This window comes from Streptococcus sp. KHUD_016 (assembly GCF_051106465.1).
In the GTDB taxonomy this organism is placed as follows: domain Bacteria; phylum Bacillota; class Bacilli; order Lactobacillales; family Streptococcaceae; genus Streptococcus.
In genome coordinates, this window is sequence record NZ_CP193663.1 from 830,149 (window position 1) to 850,054 (window position 19,906).

Genomic DNA, 19,906 nt, shown 5'->3' on the forward strand with positions numbered 1-19,906 from the left:
TAGTAGTAAAACGAAAGCAAGGAGGAGAAGTAATGATTGCACAGCTCGACACCAAGACTGTTTATAGTTTTATGGAAAGTGTGGTTTCGATTGAAAAATATGTACAAATGGCTAAAGAATACGGCTATTCTCACCTTGCTATCATGGATGTGGATAATCTCTATGGAGCCTATCATTTTCTAGAAGCAACTCGTAAGCATGGCATTCGACCTTTAATTGGTCTAGAAATGACCTTGGTCAAAGATGAGGAAAATCTCTCTCTTCGTTTTCTAGCCCTATCCACTAAAGGTTATCAAGAGTTGATGAAGTTATCCACTTTAAAAATGACTGGACGGAAAAAATGGTCTGACTTCACCTCCCACCTCGAAGATGTGGCCATTATTGTTCCCTATTTTAATGGGGTCGAACAGTTGGATTTGGGGGTTGATTTTTTTATCGGTGTTAGTCCAGATACTCCTCAAGAAGTCTTTATCAGACCCATTCTTCCACTCTATCAAGTCAACTCTTTTGAAAAAGAAGACCTACAGGTTTTACAAATCTTGTCAGCAGTCAAGGACAATGTCAGTCTGAGAGAAGTGGATCTGCATTCACAACAAGGGATTTTTTTTCCTGCCTCAGACTTGGAAGCACGGTTTAAAAATCGCTTCCCTCAGGCGCTTGCCAATCTCCAAGGTTTGATAGAGAATGTAAGCTATCAAATCGACCCAAGTTTAAAACTTCCTCGCTTTAACCCTGAAAGACCAGCAGTAGAAGAACTTCGAGAGAGGGCTGAGCAAGGTTTGAGTGAAAAGGGGTTGGCCTCAGCTATTTATCATGAGCGACTTAATGAGGAATTAGCTGTGATTCATGATATGGGCTTTGACGACTATTTCCTTGTAGTTTGGGATTTGCTCCGTTTTGGACGTTCCCAAGGCTACTATATGGGAATGGGGCGTGGTTCTGCAGTTGGTAGTCTGGTGGCTTACTCACTTGATATCACAGGGATTGATCCGGTTGAAAAGAACCTGATTTTCGAGCGCTTTTTAAATCGTGAGCGTTACACCATGCCTGATATCGATATCGACATTCCTGACCTCTATAGACCAGAGTTCATTCGCTATGTTCGTGATCGGTATGGAAGTCAACATGTGGCGCAGATTGTTACTTATTCGACCTTTGGAGCAAAACAGGCAATTCGTGATGTTTTCAAACGTTATGGTGTCCCTGAGTACGAATTAACAAATATTACGAAAAAAATCAGTTTCCGAGATACGCTAACGACAGCCTATGAAAAGAATTTACAGTTTAGGCAGATCATCAATAGTAAGATTGAATATCAAAAAGCTTTTGAGATTGCTCGAAAGATTGAAGGGTATCCTCGTCAGACCTCTATCCATGCAGCTGGGGTCGTTATGAGTGACCAAGACTTGACGGACTACATTCCTCTAAAATATGGTGAGGATATGCTCATCACTCAGTATGATGCTCATGGTGTTGAAGCCAATGGACTTCTAAAAATGGATTTCCTCGGTTTACGTAACCTGACTTTTGTCCAAAAAATGCAGGAATTGCTTGCGGAGTCAGAGGGTGTTCATCTAAAAATCGAAGAGATTGATTTGGAAGACAAAGAAACTCTGGCCCTCTTTGCTGCTGGAAATACCAAGGGGATTTTCCAATTTGAACAACCTGGCGCCATTCGGCTCTTGAAACGAGTTCAGCCGCAAGTCTTTGAAGAGGTAGTAGCAACGACATCCCTCAATAGACCGGGGGCAAGTGATTATATTGATAATTTTGTCGCTCGTAAGCATGGTAAAGAAAAGGTGACGGTGTTAGACCCTGCCTTAGAAGACATCCTTTCATCAACCTACGGTATTATGCTCTATCAAGAGCAGGTTATGCAGGTAGCTCAACGCTTTGGAGGATTCAGTCTTGGTAAAGCCGACATTCTCAGACGTGCCATGGGTAAGAAAAATGCCAAAGAGATGCATCTGATGAAGGAAGATTTTATCACAGGAGCTATGAAATTGGGGCATACAGAAGAAAAGGCCAACCAAGTTTTTGCAGTGATGGAAAAGTTTGCAGGCTATGGATTTAACCGATCCCACGCTTATGCCTACTCAGCACTGGCATTCCAACTAGCTTATTTCAAGACACACTATCCTGCTATTTTCTTTCAAGTTATGTTGAACTATTCTAGCAGTGATTACATTGTAGATGCATTGCAGATGGGCTTTGAAGTAGCTCCCTTAGCAATCAACAGCATTCCCTATCATGATAAAATTGCTAAGAAGAAAATCTATCTTGGTCTAAAAGCCATTAAGGGAATGCCAAGAGATTTGTCTTACTGGATTATTGAAAATCGTCCTTTCTCAAGCATTGAAGATTTTGTCACACGTCTTCCCAAGAATTACAAGAAATTGTCGCTTTTGACGCCTTTGGTTGAACTAGGACTTTTTGATGAATTTGACAAGAATCGCCAGAAAATCTTAGTGAACCTACCAAACTTATTTGTCTTTGTTGAGGAGTTAGGTGGACTCTTTGCGGATACAAATTATAGTTGGACTGAAGCTGATGATTTTACTGAGGCAGAGAAATTTTACAAAGAGCAGGAACTGATTGGGGTAGGTATCAGTCCCCATCCTCTCCAAACTCTTGCCAAACAAGCCCTATATCCGACCACTCCAATCACTAATCTAACCGAGGGAGCTCAAGCCACTCTCCTAGTTGAAGTGCAAAAGATTAAAGTGATTCGAACCAAGAAAGGCGAGAGTATGGCTTTTCTACAGGTTCATGATAGTAAGTCTCGGATGGATGTAACTGTATTTTCAGACCAATATAGAAAATTTGCTTCCAATTTATCCGAAGGGAAATTTTACTACATCAATGGCAAAGTTCAATCTCGAGATGGTCGTCTGCAAATGATTGCACAAGATTTGAAAGAAGCAGTGGCGGAACGATTCTGGATTCAAGTTAAAAATCATGAAAATGATAAAGAGATTTCAAATATCCTAGAACAATACAAAGGCCCAATCCCTGTCATTATCAGGTATGAAGAGGAACAAAAAACAGTTGTTTCTACTCAACATTTTGTAAGAAAAGATTCTGCTCTAGAGGAAAAATTAGAGGGAATTGCTATGAAAACGATTTATCGCTAAAAATACGGAAAATAGAAGAATTTTCGATTTAAATGTGGTATAATCAGTAAGAATGTTAAAAGAAAAAGGAGCATAAACCAAATGAAACGTATTGCTGTTTTGACCAGTGGTGGAGACGCCCCTGGTATGAATGCTGCCATCCGTGCAGTAGTTCGCCAAGCAATCTCAGAAGGAATGGAAGTTTTTGGTATCTATGATGGGTACGCTGGTATGGTTGCCGGTGAAATTTATCCACTTGATGCTGCTTCAGTAGGAGACATCATTTCTCGTGGTGGTACTTTCCTTCACTCTGCTCGTTACCCTGAGTTTGCACAACTTGAAGGCCAACTTAAAGGGATTGAGCAATTGAAAAAACACGGTATCGAAGGAGTCGTAGTTATCGGTGGAGACGGTTCTTATCACGGAGCTATGCGCTTGACGGAACATGGGTTCCCTGCTATTGGACTTCCAGGTACAATCGATAACGATATCGTAGGGACTGACTTTACAATCGGATTTGATACTGCAGTTACGACTGCAATGGATGCGATTGATAAGATTCGTGATACATCATCAAGTCACCGTCGTACTTTCGTTGTTGAAGTAATGGGACGTAACGCTGGTGATATCGCTCTTTGGGCTGGTATCGCAACTGGTGCTGATGAAATTATCATCCCTGAAGAAGGCTTCAAGATGGAAGATATCGTAGCTAGTATCAAAGCTGGTTATGAGCACGGTAAAAAACACAACATTATCGTTTTGGCAGAAGGTGTTATGTCAGCAGCTGAATTTGGTCAAAAACTAAAAGAAGCAGGAGACACTAGTGACCTTCGTGTAACAGAACTTGGTCACATCCAACGTGGTGGATCACCAACTGCGCGTGACCGTGTATTGGCATCACGCATGGGGGCACACGCTGTTAAACTCCTTAAACAAGGAATCGGTGGTGTCGCTGTTGGTATCCGTAACGAAAAAATGGTTGAGAATCCAATCCTTGGTACAGCAGAAGAAGGAGCTTTGTTTAGCTTAACAGCTGATGGTAAGATCGTTGTTAACAACCCTCATAAAGCTGATCTTGAACTTTCTGATTTGAACAAGAGCTTGTCCTAATCAACTTTCATTAATTTGGTAACATGACCATAAAAGGTCGAATTATATAAAGGAGTCACAAAAATCATGAACAAACGTGTAAAAATCGTTGCAACTTTAGGTCCTGCGGTTGAAATCCGTGGTGGTAAAAAATTCGGTGAAGACGGATACTGGGGTGAAAAACTTGACGTTGAAGCTTCAGCAAAAAACATTGCTAAATTGATTGAAGCGGGAGCTAACACTTTCCGTTTCAACTTCTCACACGGTGACCACCAAGAACAAGGTGAACGTATGGCAACTGTTAAACTTGCAGAAAAACTTGCAGGTAAAAAAGTTGGTTTCCTTCTTGATACTAAAGGACCAGAAATCCGTACTGAATTGTTCGAAGGTGAAGCTAAAGAGTACTCATATAAAACTGGTGAAAAAATCCGTGTTGCAACTAAACAAGGAATCAAATCAACTCGTGAAGTGATTGCTTTGAACGTTGCTGGTGCTCTTGACATCTATGATGACGTTGAAGTTGGTCGCCAAGTATTGGTTGACGATGGTAAACTTGGTCTTCGCGTTGTAGAAAAAGACGATGCAACTCGTGAATTTGTAGTTGAAGTGGAAAATGACGGTGTTATCGCTAAACAAAAAGGTGTAAACATCCCTAACACTAAAATTCCTTTCCCAGCTCTTGCTGAACGTGATAACGATGATATCCGCTTTGGTCTTGAACAAGGTATTAACTTCATCGCGATTTCATTCGTCCGTACTGCAAAAGACGTTAACGAAGTTCGTGCAATCTGTGAAGAAACTGGTAATGGTCACGTTCAATTGTTTGCGAAAATCGAAAACCAACAAGGTATTGACAACTTGGATGAAATCATTGAAGCTGCTGACGGTATCATGATCGCCCGTGGTGACATGGGTATTGAAGTACCATTCGAAATGGTTCCAGTTTACCAAAAAATGATTATTACAAAAGTAAATGCAGCTGGTAAAGTCGCTATCACAGCAACAAACATGCTTGAAACTATGACTGAAAAACCACGTGCAACGCGTTCAGAAGTATCAGATGTGTTTAACGCTGTTATCGACGGAACCGACGCTACAATGCTTTCAGGTGAGTCTGCAAATGGTAAATATCCACTTGAGTCTGTTCGTACAATGGCAACAATTGACAAGAATGCTCAAACTCTTTTAAAAGAATACGGTCGCTTGTCATCTGTTAACTTGTCACGTAATTCTAAGACTGAGGTTATGGCTTCAGCTGTTAAGGATGCGACAAATTCTATGAATATCAAGTTGGTGGTTACTCTTACTAAGACAGGTCACACTGCTCGTTTGATTTCTAAATACCGTCCAGATGCTGATATCTTGGCAATCACTTTCGATGAATTGACTGAGCGTGGTTTGATGCTTAACTGGGGAGTTATTCCAGTAACCACTGATCGCCCATCAAACACTGATGATATGTTTGATCTCGCTGAAAGAATTGCAGTTGAGCAAGGTTTGGTAGAATCTGGTGATGATATTGTTATCGTTGCAGGTGTACCACTTGGCGAAGCTGTTCGTACAAACACAATGCGTATCCGTACAGTACGTTAATCTAACATTAAGACTTATCATTTCAAGCTGAACAGCTTGAATGATAGGTCTTTTTTTATCAAAATGGAATGGTATTTAGTAAATAGGAATGGGAAAAAACTGAAAATTATGATATAATAGAACGAAAAGACCTTTTTAGTAAATTTTGAAAGAGTAAAACATGAGAAAAATTGTCATCAATGGTGGACGTCCATTGCAAGGTGAGATCACCATTAGTGGTGCTAAAAATAGTGTTGTAGCGCTTATTCCAGCTATTATCTTATCAGATGATATTGTCACTTTAGATTGTGTTCCAGATATTTCAGACGTTGCTAGTCTTGTCGAAATCATGGAAATTATGGGGGCGACTGTTAAGCGTTATGATGATGTCTTGGAGATTGATCCAAGAGGTGTTCAAAACATTCCAATGCCTTATGGTAAGATTAATAGCTTGCGTGCTTCTTATTATTTCTACGGAAGTCTTTTAGGTCGCTTTGGTGAAGCTACAGTTGGCCTTCCTGGCGGATGTGATCTGGGGCCTCGTCCGATTGACCTTCACTTAAAAGCCTTTGAAGCTATGGGGGCTAAGGTCAGCTATGAGGGAGATAATATGAATTTATCTGCCCAAGGTAAGGGGCTTCATGGCGCAAGTATTTACATGGATACCGTCAGCGTTGGAGCAACGATTAACACGATGATTGCTGCGGTTAAATCTAAGGGACGCACTGTCATTGAAAATGCGGCTCGTGAACCGGAAATTATCGATGTTGCTACCCTTTTGAACAACATGGGGGCCCATATTCGTGGTGCTGGGACTGATATTATCATTATTGATGGTGTCGAGAAACTTCATGGAACGCGTCACCAGGTTATTCCAGACCGTATCGAAGCTGGAACCTATATTTCACTTGCTGCAGCGGTAGGAAAAGGAATTCGCATTAACAACGTTCTCTATGAACACTTAGAAGGCTTTATCGCTAAACTAGAGGAAATGGGCGTTCGTATGACGGTCTCAGAAGACAGCATCTTCGTTGAAGAACAGTCCGATTTGAGAGCCATCAATATCAAAACTGCACCCTATCCTGGATTTGCAACCGATTTGCAACAGCCTATAACTCCGCTATTGCTGACCGCTCAAGGTCGTGGAACCATTATTGATACGATTTATGAGAAACGTGTCAATCATGTTTTTGAGTTAGCAAAAATGGATGCGGATATTACGACTACAAATGATCACATTATCTACAACGGTGGTCGTAAGTTACACGGGGCAAGTGTAAAAGCTACAGACTTGCGAGCTGGTGCAGCACTTGTCATCGCTGGTTTGATGGCTCAAGGCCAGACTGAAATTACGAATATTGAGTTTATCCTTCGTGGCTACTCAGATATTATTGAAAAATTGCGTAGTCTTGGAGCAGATATTACACTCGTTGAAGACTAAGCCGTTGAGGTGATTATGAATATTTGGACCAAATTAGCAATGTTTTCTTTTTTTGAAACGGAGCGCTTGTATTTGCGTCCTTTCTTTTTTAGTGACAGTCAAGCGTTTTTCGACATTGCTTCAAACCCTGAGAATTTGCAGTTTATTTTTCCCAGTCAAGCAAGTTTGGAAGAAAGTCAGTACGCACTTGCTAACTATTTTATGAAGAATCCTCTAGGAGTTTGGGCAATTTGTCTCCAAGGAAATCAGGAAATGATTGGCTCCATTAAATTTGAAAAAATCGATGAAATCAAAAAAGAAGCAGAAATTGGTTACTTCCTAAAAAAAGATTCTTGGTCACAAGGTTTTATGACTGAAGTGGTTACCAAGCTATGTCAGCTTTCATTTGAAGAATTTGGTTTAAAACAATTATCCATCATCACTCATTTGGAGAATCAAGCTAGTCAAAAAGTAGCCTTAAAATCGGGCTTTAGCCTCGTCCGACAGTTTAAGGGGAGCGATCGCTATACACGAAAAATGAGGGACTATCTTGAATTTCGATACATAAAAGGAGAATTCAATGAGTAAACACCAGGAAATTTTGTCCTATCTGGAAGAGTTGCCAATTGGGAAGAGAGTTAGTGTTCGCAGTATTTCCAATCACCTAGGTGTTAGTGACGGAACAGCCTACCGAGCTATCAAAGAAGCTGAAAATCGTGGCATCGTTGAAACTCGGCCACGTAGTGGAACCATACGGGTAAAGTCCCAGAAAGTGGCTATTGAGAGGCTAACCTATGCTGAAATTGCTGAAGTCACCTCATCTGAAGTTTTAGCTGGTCAGGAAGGGCTGGAGAGAGAGTTTAGTAAATTCTCCATTGGGGCTATGACAGAGCAAAATATCCTGTCCTATCTCCATGATGGCGGTCTTTTGATCGTAGGAGACCGCACTCGCATTCAACTTTTAGCCTTGGAAAATGAAAATGCAGTCCTTGTAACAGGTGGTTTTCATGTCCAAGATGATGTTCTTGAGTTGGCTAATAAAAAAGGGATTCCAGTTCTAAGGAGTAAACATGACACTTTTACAGTAGCGACCATGATTAACAAAGCCCTCTCAAATGTTCAAATCAAAACCGATATTCTGACAGTCGAAAAGCTCTATCGTCCCAGTCATGAGTATGGTTTTTTGAGAGAAACGGATACAGTCAAAGACTATCTAGATTTGGTCCGTAAGAACAGAAGTAGTCGTTTCCCAGTCATTAATCAGCACCAAGTGGTTGTTGGGGTTGTTACTATGCGTGACGCAGGAGATAAATCCCCCAGCACGACGATTGATAAGGTGATGACACGTAGTATCTTCGTAACTGGCTTAGCGACCAATATTGCAAATGTCAGTCAACGGATGATCGCAGAAGACTTTGAGATGGTTCCCGTTGTCAGAAGTAACCAGACTCTACTTGGTGTCGTAACACGACGAGATGTCATGGAAAAGATGAGCCGTTCCCAAGTTTCTGCTTTGCCGACTTTCTCAGAACAAATCGGGCAAAAACTCTCTTATCATCATGATGAAGTTGTCATTACTGTTGAGCCTTTCATGTTGGAGAAAAATGGTGTCCTTGCTAATGGTGTCTTGGCTGAAATCCTTAATCACATGACCCAAGACCTTGTTGTCAATAGCGGGCGCAATCTTATCATAGAGCAGATGCTGATTTATTTCTTGCAGGCTGTGCAGATAGATGATACTCTGCGGATTCAGGCTCGTATTATTCACCACACGAGACGCTCAGCCATTATTGATTATGATATTTATCATGGGCATCAGATTGTTTCAAAAGCAAATGTTACGGTTAAAATTAATTAGAATCTAGGAGAAAAAATGATAACTTTAAAATCAGCACGTGAAATCGAAGCCATGGATAAGGCTGGTGATTTCCTAGCAAGTATCCATATCGGCTTACGTGATTTGATTAAGCCGGGCGTGGATATGTGGGAAGTTGAAGAGTACGTTCGTCGACGTTGTAAAGAGGAGAATTTCCTTCCTTTACAGATAGGCGTGGATGGTGCAGTCATGGATTACCCCTATGCCACTTGTTGCTCTCTCAATGACGAAGTAGCTCACGCTTTTCCACGTCATTACATCTTGAAAGATGGCGATTTGCTCAAGGTTGACATGGTACTGGGTGGTCCGATTGCCAAATCCGACCTCAATGTATCTAAACTCAACTTCAACAATGTTGAGCAAATGAAGAAATACACCCAAAGTTATACTGGCGGTTTAGCTGACTCATGTTGGGCTTATGCGGTTGGTACACCGTCTGAAGAAGTGAAAAACTTGATGGATGTGACCAAGGAAGCTATGTATAAAGGAATTGAGCAAGCAGTTGTTGGCAATCGTATCGGTGATATCGGTGCAGCCATTCAAGAATACGCTGAAAGTCGCGGTTATGGGGTTGTACGTGATTTGGTTGGTCATGGTGTTGGTCCAACAATGCACGAAGAGCCAATGGTTCCTAACTACGGTATTGCAGGTCGTGGACTCCGTCTCCGTGAAGGAATGGTACTAACCATTGAACCCATGATTAATACTGGTGACTGGGAAATTGATACAGATATGAAGACTGGCTGGGCTCATAAGACTATAGATGGCGGCCTGTCTTGCCAATATGAACACCAGTTCGTGATTACCAAAGACGGTCCAGTTATCTTGACTAGCCAAGGCGAAGAAGGAACGTATTAAAAAAAAGGGAGCTTAGCTCCTTTTTTTGTGTCAAATTTTATCAAAATAAATAAGCGTAGCAGACTTCTTACAAATTTATCCTTTTGTAGTAAAATAGGATTAGAATTTTGAGAAAGTAGGTAATTCGTTGGAGTCGATTATATTTCTAGTATCAGTTTTTTTAGCAGGTATCCTGTCCTTCTTTTCACCCTGCATCTTTCCTTTGCTACCTGTCTATGCTGGTATTTTACTGGATGATCAGGGGAATTCGAAAAGCTTTCGCTTTTTTGGAAGAGACGTTGCATGGTCTGGTTTAATTCGAACCTTGTGCTTTATTGCAGGAATCTCCCTCATTTTCTTTATTTTAGGATTTGGAGCTGGATTCCTAGGGCACATGCTCTATGCAGACTGGTTTCGTTATACTATGGGAGCAGTCATTATCCTTTTGGGTCTTCACCAGATGGAAATCTTGCATTTCAATAAACTGGAGATTCAAAAGACAGTCACCTTCAAACAATCCAAGTCTAATCACTATCTGTCAGCCTTTTTACTTGGGATAACCTTTAGTTTTGGTTGGACCCCTTGTATCGGACCAGTCTTAAGTTCAGTATTGGCCCTAGCAGCTTCAGGTGGCAGTGGTGCTTGGCAAGGAGCCTTACTAACCTTAGTTTACACATTGGGAATGGCCCTTCCTTTCATTGTTTTGGCCTTGGCTTCGGGCTGGATTATGCCCTATTTTAGTAAATTAAAACCCCATATGATCCTACTAAAGAAAATCGGGGGAGCTTTGATTATTTTGATGGGATTATTATTAATGCTAGGGCAGTTAAATGCCTTGTCAGGAATTCTTGGATAATTGGATAAAAGGAGAAAAAATGAAAAAAGTTATTTTTGCTGGATTGAGCCTCATGTCTCTATTCTTATTGATTGCCTGTGGTGAAAAAGAAACCAAACAGACAAGCAGTCCCAAACAGCCTGCTGTACAACAAATCGCAGTTGGTAAGGATGCGCCAGACTTCACCTTGCAGTCTATGGATGGTAAAGAAGTCAAGTTATCAGACTATAAAGGGAAAAAGGTCTATTTGAAATTCTGGGCTTCTTGGTGCGGACCATGTAAAAAAAGCATGCCTGAGCTGATGGAACTAGCTGCCAAACAAGATCGAGACTTTGAAATCTTGAGTGTCATTGCACCTGGTTTACAAGGTGAAAAAACAGTTCAAGATTTTCCAAAATGGTACCAAGAGCAAGGCTACAAGGATATACCAGTTCTATATGATACGCAAGCAACCACCTTCCAAGCCTACCAAATTCGTAGTATTCCAACGGAATACTTGATTGACAGTCAAGGAAAAATCGGAAAAATCCAATTTGGTGCTATTAGCAATGCTGATGCAGAAGCGGCTTTTAAAGAAATGAAATAAAGAAAAAATCGCGATTGTTTGCGATTTTTTTTATAGTTTGTCATTGATAAAGCGGATAAATTGATTCCACCAAACCTTCAAAAAGAAGGCTTTTTCTACTTTCTTTTCAGAAACCATTTCAAAAGATGGTTTGTCGGAAGTGAGATAGCCCTGACCGACCAAATCCTGATCATCATAGGTTAGAGTACCAACAACCTTGCCTTCTTCCAATGGAGCCATTTCTGATGTTGATTTCGGTGTGAATTGGAGAGTTGGTGTAGTACCGCTTCCGATGCGTTGGACGATGGAAATGTCTGACTTAGCGACAGCTGTCACATTATCTTCTTTACCATCCAGAACTGTTACTTTACTATCATTGTATGCTTCACCTTTCTGAACGACAGTTTTTAAGGCGAAGTTTGCAGAAATATAATCTAAAAGTGCAGAAGTTGCTGTAAAACGCGCATAAGGGTTAGTATCTTGTTGATCTGCATTTAAAACAACCGTAATAATACGCATCCCTTTCTCAACAGTTGTTCCCACGAATGAAGCGCCAGCTTTATCGGTAGTACCTGTCTTTAGTCCATCGATACCACCACGATAGGCAGGCATTCCTTCCAACATATAGTTGGTTGAGTGGATTTCAAGTCCTGCAAAGGTAGAAGTTGGCTTTTTGGTGATTTCCAAAACTTGAGGATAATCTCGGATGAGGTTACGAGCGACGATTGCAACGTCGTAGGCACTCAACTTGTTTTCATCGTCTTTTTTAGAACCAGGATAGATATTATCGCCCAGGGTCTCATTATTTAAACCAGTAGTGTTTACAATAGTTGCATCTTGAATTCCCCATTCAAGAAGTTTAGCCCTCATCTTGTCTACAAAGTCTTTCTCAGAACCAGCAATCTTTTCTGCTAGTGCAATCGCAGCGCTGTTCGCGCTGGATACCATTGTAGCCTCTAATAGCTGTTCAACAGTATAATTTCGAGCTTCCATAGGGACGTTACTCGCCTCAGAATTAGTTGTAAGTTTGTAAGGATAATCTGAAATATCAACAGGTGTAGATAGGCTGATAGTTCCTTGTTCCAGAGCTTCATAGACCAAATAAACTGTAACCAGTTTTGTAATAGAAGCAATTTCTACAGGCTGATTTGCATCTTTTTCATAGAGGATTTTTCCAGTTGTAGCCTCGACAGCAATAGCATGTTTAGCAGCAACATCAAACTCCTGAGCAGAAACAGTAGAAGCTGTTCCAAAAACCAACAGTGTCATAAAAGATAAAATTATTTTTTTCATATTAGCTTTATTTTATCATAAAGAAAAAAAATATTCTCGCTTTTTTACTAAAGCCATCTTATCTTTTTCAGAAATGTGGTAAAATAGAGAGAAGGAGGATACCTATGTTCCGTAGAAACAAATTATTTTTTTGGACAGCTGAAATTTTATTATTAACACTGATTTTCTATCTTTGGAGAGAAATGGGAGCCATCATTACTCCCTTCGTGACAGTTGTGAATACCATCATGATTCCATTTTTGCTTGGTGGATTTTTTTACTACATTACAAATCCAGTCGTTACTTTCTTAGAAAAGAGATGTAAGATCAATCGTCTAATTGGTGTCTTGGTCACTCTTTGTGCCTTGATTGGTGCTATCGTTGTAGGGGTCGTTTATCTCTTGCCGATTTTGATTAATCAGTTGACCAGCTTGATTATTTCTAGTCAAAACATCTATAGTAGACTACAAGATTTGATCATCGATTTGTCCATGAATCCAGTCTTCCAAAATATTGATATTCAACAAACAATTCAACAACTGAATCTCTCCTATGTGGATATCCTCCAGAATATCCTGAATAGCGTCAGCAACAGTTTAGGAAGCGTTCTTTCAGCCTTGTTTAGTACAGTTCTGATTCTCATTATGACCCCTGTATTCTTGATTTATTTCTTGTTGGATGGTCATAAGTTGCTACCAATGTTGGAACGTACCGTCTTAAAACATGACAAATTGAATCTTTCTAGCCTTTTAACCAATCTCAATACAACTATAGCGCGCTATATCAGTGGAATTGCGATTGATGCGGTTATTATTGGATGTTTAGCCTATATTGGCTATAGCGTTATCGGATTAAAGTACGCCTTAGTTTTTGCTATTTTCTCTGGAATCGCAAATTTGATTCCTTATGTTGGTCCAAGTATTGGCTTGATTCCAATGGTGATTGCCAATGTGTTCACGGATCCTCATCGTATGTTGATTGCGGTTGCTTATATGCTTATTATTCAGCAGATTGACGGAAATGTTCTCTATCCACGTATCGTTGGAGGGGTTATGAAAGTACACCCGATTACGATTTTGGTGCTCCTTTTACTGTCAAGTAATATCTACGGTGTCATAGGGATGGTCGTAGCAGTACCTACTTACTCTATTTTTAAAGAAATTACTAAGTTCCTAGCGAAATTATATGAAAACCATAAAGAAGCTAAGGAACTGGAAAAAACAGAATCAAATTAAAATCAGGGAGACCTGATTTTTTTGTTGAAAATACTATCTTCCAAACAAAATAAGTTTGAATTCATATTGCCATAAAGAAGCAGAAGAACAGGATTTGATAAGATTTAGATTAATTCACAAAATATGTGTAAAACACTTGCAATTTAGCAGAAATTTGATAAAATAGTAAGGAAAGTTAGACTGTATTGCCTACTGTCTATCTATAAAATATATTTTATTGGAGGCTTTTACTCAAATGGCAAAAGAAAAATACGATCGTAGTAAACCACACGTTAACATTGGTACTATCGGACACGTTGACCACGGTAAAACTACTTTGACTGCAGCTATCACAACTGTATTGGCACGTCGCTTGCCTTCAGCAGTTAACCAACCTAAAGACTATGCGTCTATCGATGCTGCTCCAGAAGAACGCGAACGCGGTATCACTATCAACACTGCGCACGTTGAGTACGAAACTGAAAAACGTCACTACGCTCACATCGACGCTCCAGGACACGCGGACTACGTTAAAAACATGATCACTGGTGCCGCTCAAATGGATGGAGCTATCCTTGTAGTAGCTTCAACTGACGGACCAATGCCACAAACTCGTGAGCACATCCTTCTTTCACGTCAGGTTGGTGTTAAACACCTTATCGTCTTCATGAACAAAATTGACTTGGTAGACGACGAAGAATTGCTTGAATTGGTTGAAATGGAAATCCGTGACCTCTTGTCAGAATACGACTTCCCAGGTGACGATCTTCCAGTTATCCAAGGTTCAGCTCTTAAAGCGCTTGAAGGTGACTCTAAATACGAAGACATCATCATGGAATTGATGAACACTGTTGATGAGTACATCCCAGAACCAGAACGTGACACTGAAAAACCATTGCTTCTTCCAGTCGAAGACGTATTCTCAATCACTGGACGTGGTACAGTTGCTTCAGGACGTATCGACCGTGGTACTGTTCGTGTCAACGACGAAATCGAAATCGTTGGTATCAAAGAAGAAACTCAAAAAGCAGTTGTTACTGGTGTTGAAATGTTCCGTAAACAACTTGACGAAGGTCTTGCCGGAGATAACGTAGGTGTCCTTCTTCGTGGTGTTCAACGTGACGAAATCGAACGTGGACAAGTTATCGCTAAACCAGGTTCAATCAACCCACACACTAAATTTAAAGGTGAAGTCTACATCCTTACTAAAGAAGAAGGTGGACGTCACACTCCATTCTTCAACAACTACCGTCCACAATTCTACTTCCGTACTACTGACGTTACAGGTTCAATCGAACTTCCAGCAGGTACTGAAATGGTAATGCCTGGTGATAACGTGACTATCGACGTTGAGTTGATCCACCCAATCGCCGTAGAACAAGGTACTACATTCTCTATCCGTGAGGGTGGACGTACTGTTGGTTCAGGTATGGTTACAGAAATCGAAGCTTAATTCGATTAAGTTCCCAGAAGAACAATTATTTAAGTCAGACACTAAAAGAATCTTGCCTTGCAAGGTTCTTTTTTTTCTTATTCTATTTGAAGTGCTTCTACTCTAGCAGTATAATCGTTTTTTTGGTATAATAAAAGTTATGGAAATCGAAAAAACCAATCGTATGAACGCCCTTTTTGAATTTTATGCGGCGCTTTTGACAGACAAGCAGATGAACTATATTGAACTCTATTATGCTGATGATTACAGTCTTGCTGAGATTGCTGAAGAGTTCGGTGTCAGTCGTCAGGCTGTTTATGACAATATCAAGCGGACAGAAAAGATTCTAGAAGATTATGAGATGAAACTGCACATGTATTCGGACTACATTGTCCGCAGTCAGATTTTTGACCAGATCTTGGAGCGTTATCCCAAGGATGACTTTCTGCAGGAGCAGATAGAAATTTTAACAAGCATTGATAATAGAGAGTAAGAGGAAGAAAAATGGCATTTGAAAGTTTAACAGAACGTTTACAGAACGTCTTTAAAAATCTACGTAAAAAAGGAAAAATATCTGAGGCTGATGTCCAGGAAGCAACCAAAGAGATTCGCTTGGCCTTGCTGGAAGCCGACGTTGCCTTGCCTGTTGTAAAGGACTTTATCAAGAAGGTTCGTGAACGTGCAGTCGGACACGAGGTCATTGATACCCTCAATCCTGCCCAACAGATTATCAAAATCGTCGATGAGGAATTGACAGCTGTTTTAGGTTCCGATACGGCAGAAATTATCAAGTCACCAAAAATTCCAACCATTATCATGATGGTCGGTTTGCAGGGGGCTGGTAAAACGACCTTTGCTGGTAAGCTGGCTAATAAACTCAAGAAGGAAGAAAATGCTCGTCCTTTGATGATTGCTGCGGATATTTACCGCCCAGCCGCCATCGACCAGTTGAAAACACTTGGACAGCAGATTGATGTTCCAGTCTTTGCTCTTGGAACAGAAGTACCAGCTGTTGAGATTGTCCGTCAAGGTTTGGAGCAAGCGCAAGCCAATCACAACGACTATGTCTTGATCGATACGGCAGGGCGTTTACAAATCGATGAACTTCTCATGAATGAGCTTCGTGATGTTAAAGCACTGGCTCAACCAAACGAAATCCTCCTTGTCATTGATGCCATGATCGGTCAGGAAGCGGCCAATGTCGCCCGTGAGTTTAATGCTCAGTTGGAAGTGACTGGGGTTATCCTTACCAAGATTGATGGGGATACTCGTGGTGGTGCAGCCTTGTCTGTTCGCCACATCACTGGTAAACCTATCAAGTTCACTGGTACGGGTGAAAAGATTACAGATATCGAAACCTTCCACCCAGATCGTATGTCAAGCCGTATCCTTGGTATGGGAGATATGCTGACCCTGATTGAGAAAGCTTCTCAAGAATACGATGAGCAAAAAGCCCTTGAAATGGCTGAGAAGATGCGTGAAAACACATTTGATTTCAATGATTTCATTGATCAATTGGATCAGGTGCAAAATATGGGGCCAATGGAAGACTTACTCAAGATGATTCCAGGTATGGCTAACAATCCAGCCCTTCAAAATATGAAGGTGGATGAGCGCCAGATTGCGCGCAAACGTGCCATTGTGTCTTCCATGACACCTGAGGAGCGTGAAAATCCTGATTTGTTAAATCCAAGTCGTCGCCGCCGTATTGCTGCTGGTTCTGGAAATACCTTTGTCGAAGTCAATAAATTTATCAAGGACTTTAATCAGGCTAAACAGCTCATGCAAGGTGTCATGTCTGGGGATATGAACAAGATGATGAAGCAGATGGGCATCAATCCCAATAACCTTCCAAAAAATATGCCAAATATGGGAGGGATGGATATGTCTGCCCTTGAAGGCATGATGGGACAAGGTGGCATGCCGGATATGTCAGGTCTCGGAGGAGCAGGCATACCAGATATGAGCCAGATGTTCGGTGGTGGACTTAAAGGTAAAATCGGTGAATTTGCCATGAAACAGTCTATGAAACGCATGGCCAACAAAATGAAAAAAGCGAAGAAAAAACGCAAATAAAAAAGGAAAGCAGAAGTGCTTACCTTAAAAAGAACTCTGAATCCGATTCAGAGTTCTTTTGTGTTTGATTGGTTTATTCCCACTCAACAGTTGCAGGTGGTTTACTTGTAATGTCGTAGACGATACGGTTAACGTGATCCACTTCATTTACGATACGTACAGAGATTTTTTGAAGGACTTCCCAAGGAATCTTGGCAAAGTCAGCTGTCATACCATCGATAGAAGTAATGGCACGAATGGCGATGGTGTAGTCATAAGTACGACCGTCACCCATAACACCGACTGAACGAACGCCTGTGTTGACAGTAAAGTATTGCCAGATATCGCGGTCAAGACCAGCTTTAGCGATTTCTTCGCGAAGGATAGCATCAGACTCACGAACAGTTTCTAGTTTTTCTTCAGTGATTTCACCCATGACACGGATAGCAAGTCCTGGTCCTGGGAATGGTTGGCGCCATACGATGTGGTCTGGCATACCAAGCTCTGTACCGAGGGCACGGACTTCGTCTTTATAAAGAGTGTTCAATGGTTCAATCAGTTCAAACTGCATGTCTTCTGGAAGACCACCCACGTTGTGGTGTGATTTGATGGTTTGAGCAGTATCAGTTCCAGACTCAATCACATCAGTGTATAGTGTTCCTTGAGCAAGGAATTTCACATCTTTGAGCTTGCTTGCTTCGTCATCAAATACATAAACAAACTCATTACCGATGATTTTACGTTTTTGTTCAGGGTCAGAAACACCTGCAAGTTTGTCAAGGAAGCGTTTTGCAGCGTCTGCTTTGACGATATTCAACCCAAACTTACCACCAAGCATGTCCATAACTTGGTCTGCTTCCCCTTTACGGAGAAGACCGTGGTCTACAAAGATACAGATTAATTGATCACCAATCGCTTTTTGAAGAAGAACTCCAACAACAGAAGAGTCAACACCACCTGATAGACCTAGAAGAACACGCTTGTCACCTACAGTTTCACGGATTTTCTTGATCTGCATATCGATGAAGTTGTCCATTGACCAGTCACCCTTAGCTTTACAGATGTTAAGGGCAAAGTTGCGAAGGATATCATTCCCGTATACAGAATGGCGAACTTCTGGGTGGAATTGGATACCATAGATGTGCTTGTCAGGGTTTTCAATAGCTGCATAAGGACAGTCAGCAGATGTTCCAGTACGAACAAAATCAGCTGGAATCTCTGTAACCGCATCACCGTGGCTCATCAAAACAATTTGTTCTTCTGGTGTACCTTCAAAGAGGGCAGAAGGAGTGTGAGTAAGTGGTGATTGGCCATACTCGCGATTACCAGCATCACCTGCAGGGACAACCTTTCCTCCAAGTTTGTGAGTAAGAAGTTGCATACCATAGCAGATTCCCAAAATTGGAATGCCCAGTTCAAAAATTTCTGGATCAATATCAAATGAATCCTCTTCATAAACAGAGTTTGGTCCACCAGAGAGGATGATCCCTACAGGGTTAATCGCACGAACCTCTGCGGCTGAGATTTTATGGCTTTTTAGCTCTGAAAAAACACCGATTTCACGAATACGGCGTGAAATCAGCTGGTTGTATTGGCTACCATAGTCCAGCACGATGATTTTTTCGACATCTTGCAAATCAGTTGAAATGTTGCTCATCTTTTTCCTTTCTCAAAAGAAATATCTTTTTCAATATTCTATCACAAATAGGGGCGAATTACCAACTAAACAAGGCAAAGTTTGACTTTTTCTTAGCAAATACGGTACAATGGAGAAAATAAAGAAAAGAAGTGAGAATCATGTTACCAGCTTATATGAAAATCCACGATCAGATCAAGAAGGATATAGATGAGCATCATTGGAAAATCGGAGAGAGACTTCCAAGTGAGCGAGATTTAGCGGAACAGTTTCAAGTTAGCCGGATGACATTACGCCAGGCTATCTCTCTCTTGGTTGAGGAAGGAGTTTTGGAGCGTCGTGTAGGAAGTGGGACTTTTGTCTCTAGCACTCGTGTCCAAGAAAAAATGCGGGGGACGACTAGTTTTACAGAGATTGTTAAATCTCAGGGGAAAGTACCTTCCAGCCATCTCATTTCTTACAGAAGAACCATTCCAAATGAACAAGAGGTCGCTAAGCTAGGGATTACTCCAACAGAGAATATTATCCGCATGGAACGGGTGCGTTACGCTGACCAAGTTCCGCTAGTCTATGAAGTCGCATCCATTCCTGAGAAATTTATTAAGGATTTCAAAAAAGAAGAAATCACCAGTCACTTCTTCCAAACCTTGCAACAACATGGCTATCGGATTGGCAAATCCCAACAGACCATTTATGCAAGATTGGCTAAGGAAAAGATTGCTCACTATCTAGAAGTCGAAAAGGGGCATGCCATTTTAGCCTTGACTCAGGTCTCTTATCTTGAAGATGGGACGGCTTTCGAGTATGTAAAGAGTCAATACGTGGGCGAACGCTTTGAATTTTATCTTGAAAATAACTAGTCTAGAAAGGCTAGTTTTTTGTTTTAGAAAAGATTAGAATTGTCAAAACAATCTGTCTAGGCTTGATTTTATCCATTATTTACTATAAAATGAGAAGGAAAAACGTCAAACTTTTATATTGCAAATAGGA

The 19,906-nt window shown here is 40.9% G+C and carries 16 protein-coding genes; 14 read left to right on the top strand and 2 right to left on the bottom strand.

Annotation, left to right across the window (positions count from 1 at the left end; translation table 11 throughout):
• Positions 1-32 precede the first annotated feature (32 nt).
• The 9 genes from ACORHV_RS03840 (at position 33) to sdbB (ending at position 11,328) form a co-directional block, all read left to right on the top strand.
• Complete coding sequence (locus tag ACORHV_RS03840) at positions 33-3,134, top strand: DNA polymerase III subunit alpha (RefSeq protein ID WP_434398863.1); 3,102 nt, start codon at positions 33-35, stop codon at positions 3,132-3,134.
• An 81-nt stretch (positions 3,135-3,215) separates the two neighbouring features.
• Entirely contained in the window at positions 3,216-4,223 is a 1,008-nt protein-coding gene (gene pfkA / locus ACORHV_RS03845) for a 6-phosphofructokinase (protein WP_000820881.1), read from the top strand.
• Positions 4,224-4,289: 66 nt separating this feature from the next.
• Positions 4,290-5,795 carry a pyruvate kinase gene (gene pyk / locus ACORHV_RS03850; protein WP_434398865.1) on the top strand — a complete coding sequence of 502 codons (1,506 nt, stop codon included), beginning with the start codon at positions 4,290-4,292 and terminating at the stop codon, positions 5,793-5,795.
• Positions 5,796-5,955: 160 nt separating this feature from the next.
• Positions 5,956-7,215 (top strand): UDP-N-acetylglucosamine 1-carboxyvinyltransferase, encoded by a 1,260-nt coding sequence (locus tag ACORHV_RS03855; protein ID WP_042902346.1) that lies wholly within the window; start codon positions 5,956-5,958, stop codon positions 7,213-7,215.
• Between the two features lie 15 nt (positions 7,216-7,230).
• Positions 7,231-7,782 (top strand): GNAT family N-acetyltransferase, encoded by a 552-nt coding sequence (locus ACORHV_RS03860; RefSeq protein ID WP_434398868.1) that lies wholly within the window; start codon positions 7,231-7,233, stop codon positions 7,780-7,782.
• Complete coding sequence (spxR, locus tag ACORHV_RS03865) at positions 7,775-9,052, top strand: CBS-HotDog domain-containing transcription factor SpxR (protein ID WP_000033809.1); 1,278 nt, start codon at positions 7,775-7,777, stop codon at positions 9,050-9,052. The genes ACORHV_RS03860 and spxR overlap by 8 nt, the downstream gene beginning before the upstream one ends.
• A 15-nt stretch (positions 9,053-9,067) precedes the next feature.
• Positions 9,068-9,928 carry a methionyl aminopeptidase gene (locus tag ACORHV_RS03870; RefSeq protein WP_000631558.1) on the top strand — a complete coding sequence of 287 codons (861 nt, stop codon included), beginning with the start codon at positions 9,068-9,070 and terminating at the stop codon, positions 9,926-9,928.
• A gap of 127 nt (positions 9,929-10,055) precedes the next feature.
• The gene (gene ccdA2 / locus ACORHV_RS03875) at positions 10,056-10,763 is read left to right on the top strand and encodes a thiol-disulfide oxidoreductase-associated membrane protein CcdA2 (protein ID WP_314977349.1); all 708 of its coding nucleotides are present in this window, start codon (positions 10,056-10,058) and stop codon (positions 10,761-10,763) included.
• Positions 10,764-10,782: 19 nt separating this feature from the next.
• Positions 10,783-11,328, top strand: a complete 546-nt coding sequence (gene sdbB / locus ACORHV_RS03880) for a thiol-disulfide oxidoreductase-associated lipoprotein SdbB (RefSeq protein ID WP_000755591.1) — start codon at positions 10,783-10,785, stop codon at positions 11,326-11,328.
• 30 nt (positions 11,329-11,358) lie between these two features.
• Here the strand turns inward: sdbB and pbp3 are convergent, their stop codons facing one another.
• Positions 11,359-12,600 (bottom strand): D-alanyl-D-alanine carboxypeptidase PBP3, encoded by a 1,242-nt coding sequence (gene pbp3, locus ACORHV_RS03885; RefSeq protein ID WP_434398871.1) that lies wholly within the window; start codon positions 12,598-12,600, stop codon positions 11,359-11,361.
• A 104-nt stretch (positions 12,601-12,704) separates the two neighbouring features.
• Here pbp3 and ACORHV_RS03890 point away from each other — a divergent pair, with 104 nt between their 5' ends.
• The 4 genes from ACORHV_RS03890 (at position 12,705) to ffh (ending at position 17,301) form a co-directional block, all read left to right on the top strand.
• On the top strand, positions 12,705-13,814 hold the full coding sequence (locus tag ACORHV_RS03890) for an AI-2E family transporter (RefSeq protein ID WP_000489830.1): 1,110 nt from the start codon (positions 12,705-12,707) through the stop codon (positions 13,812-13,814).
• Positions 13,815-14,049: 235 nt separating this feature from the next.
• The gene (gene tuf, locus ACORHV_RS03895; RefSeq protein ID WP_001040720.1) at positions 14,050-15,246 is read left to right on the top strand and encodes an elongation factor Tu; all 1,197 of its coding nucleotides are present in this window, start codon (positions 14,050-14,052) and stop codon (positions 15,244-15,246) included.
• 139 nt (positions 15,247-15,385) lie between these two features.
• The gene (locus ACORHV_RS03900; RefSeq protein ID WP_000402066.1) at positions 15,386-15,718 is read left to right on the top strand and encodes a putative DNA-binding protein; all 333 of its coding nucleotides are present in this window, start codon (positions 15,386-15,388) and stop codon (positions 15,716-15,718) included.
• 11 nt (positions 15,719-15,729) lie between these two features.
• Positions 15,730-17,301, top strand: a complete 1,572-nt coding sequence (ffh, locus tag ACORHV_RS03905) for a signal recognition particle protein (protein ID WP_434398880.1) — start codon at positions 15,730-15,732, stop codon at positions 17,299-17,301.
• Positions 17,302-17,374: 73 nt separating this feature from the next.
• Here the strand turns inward: ffh and guaA are convergent, their stop codons facing one another.
• Positions 17,375-18,937 carry a glutamine-hydrolyzing GMP synthase gene (guaA, locus tag ACORHV_RS03910; protein WP_434398882.1) on the bottom strand — a complete coding sequence of 521 codons (1,563 nt, stop codon included), beginning with the start codon at positions 18,935-18,937 and terminating at the stop codon, positions 17,375-17,377.
• Positions 18,938-19,077: 140 nt separating this feature from the next.
• Between guaA and ACORHV_RS03915 the strand changes: the two genes are divergently transcribed.
• Complete coding sequence (locus ACORHV_RS03915; RefSeq protein ID WP_000936173.1) at positions 19,078-19,776, top strand: GntR family transcriptional regulator; 699 nt, start codon at positions 19,078-19,080, stop codon at positions 19,774-19,776.
• The last annotated feature ends 130 nt before the right edge of the window (positions 19,777-19,906 follow it).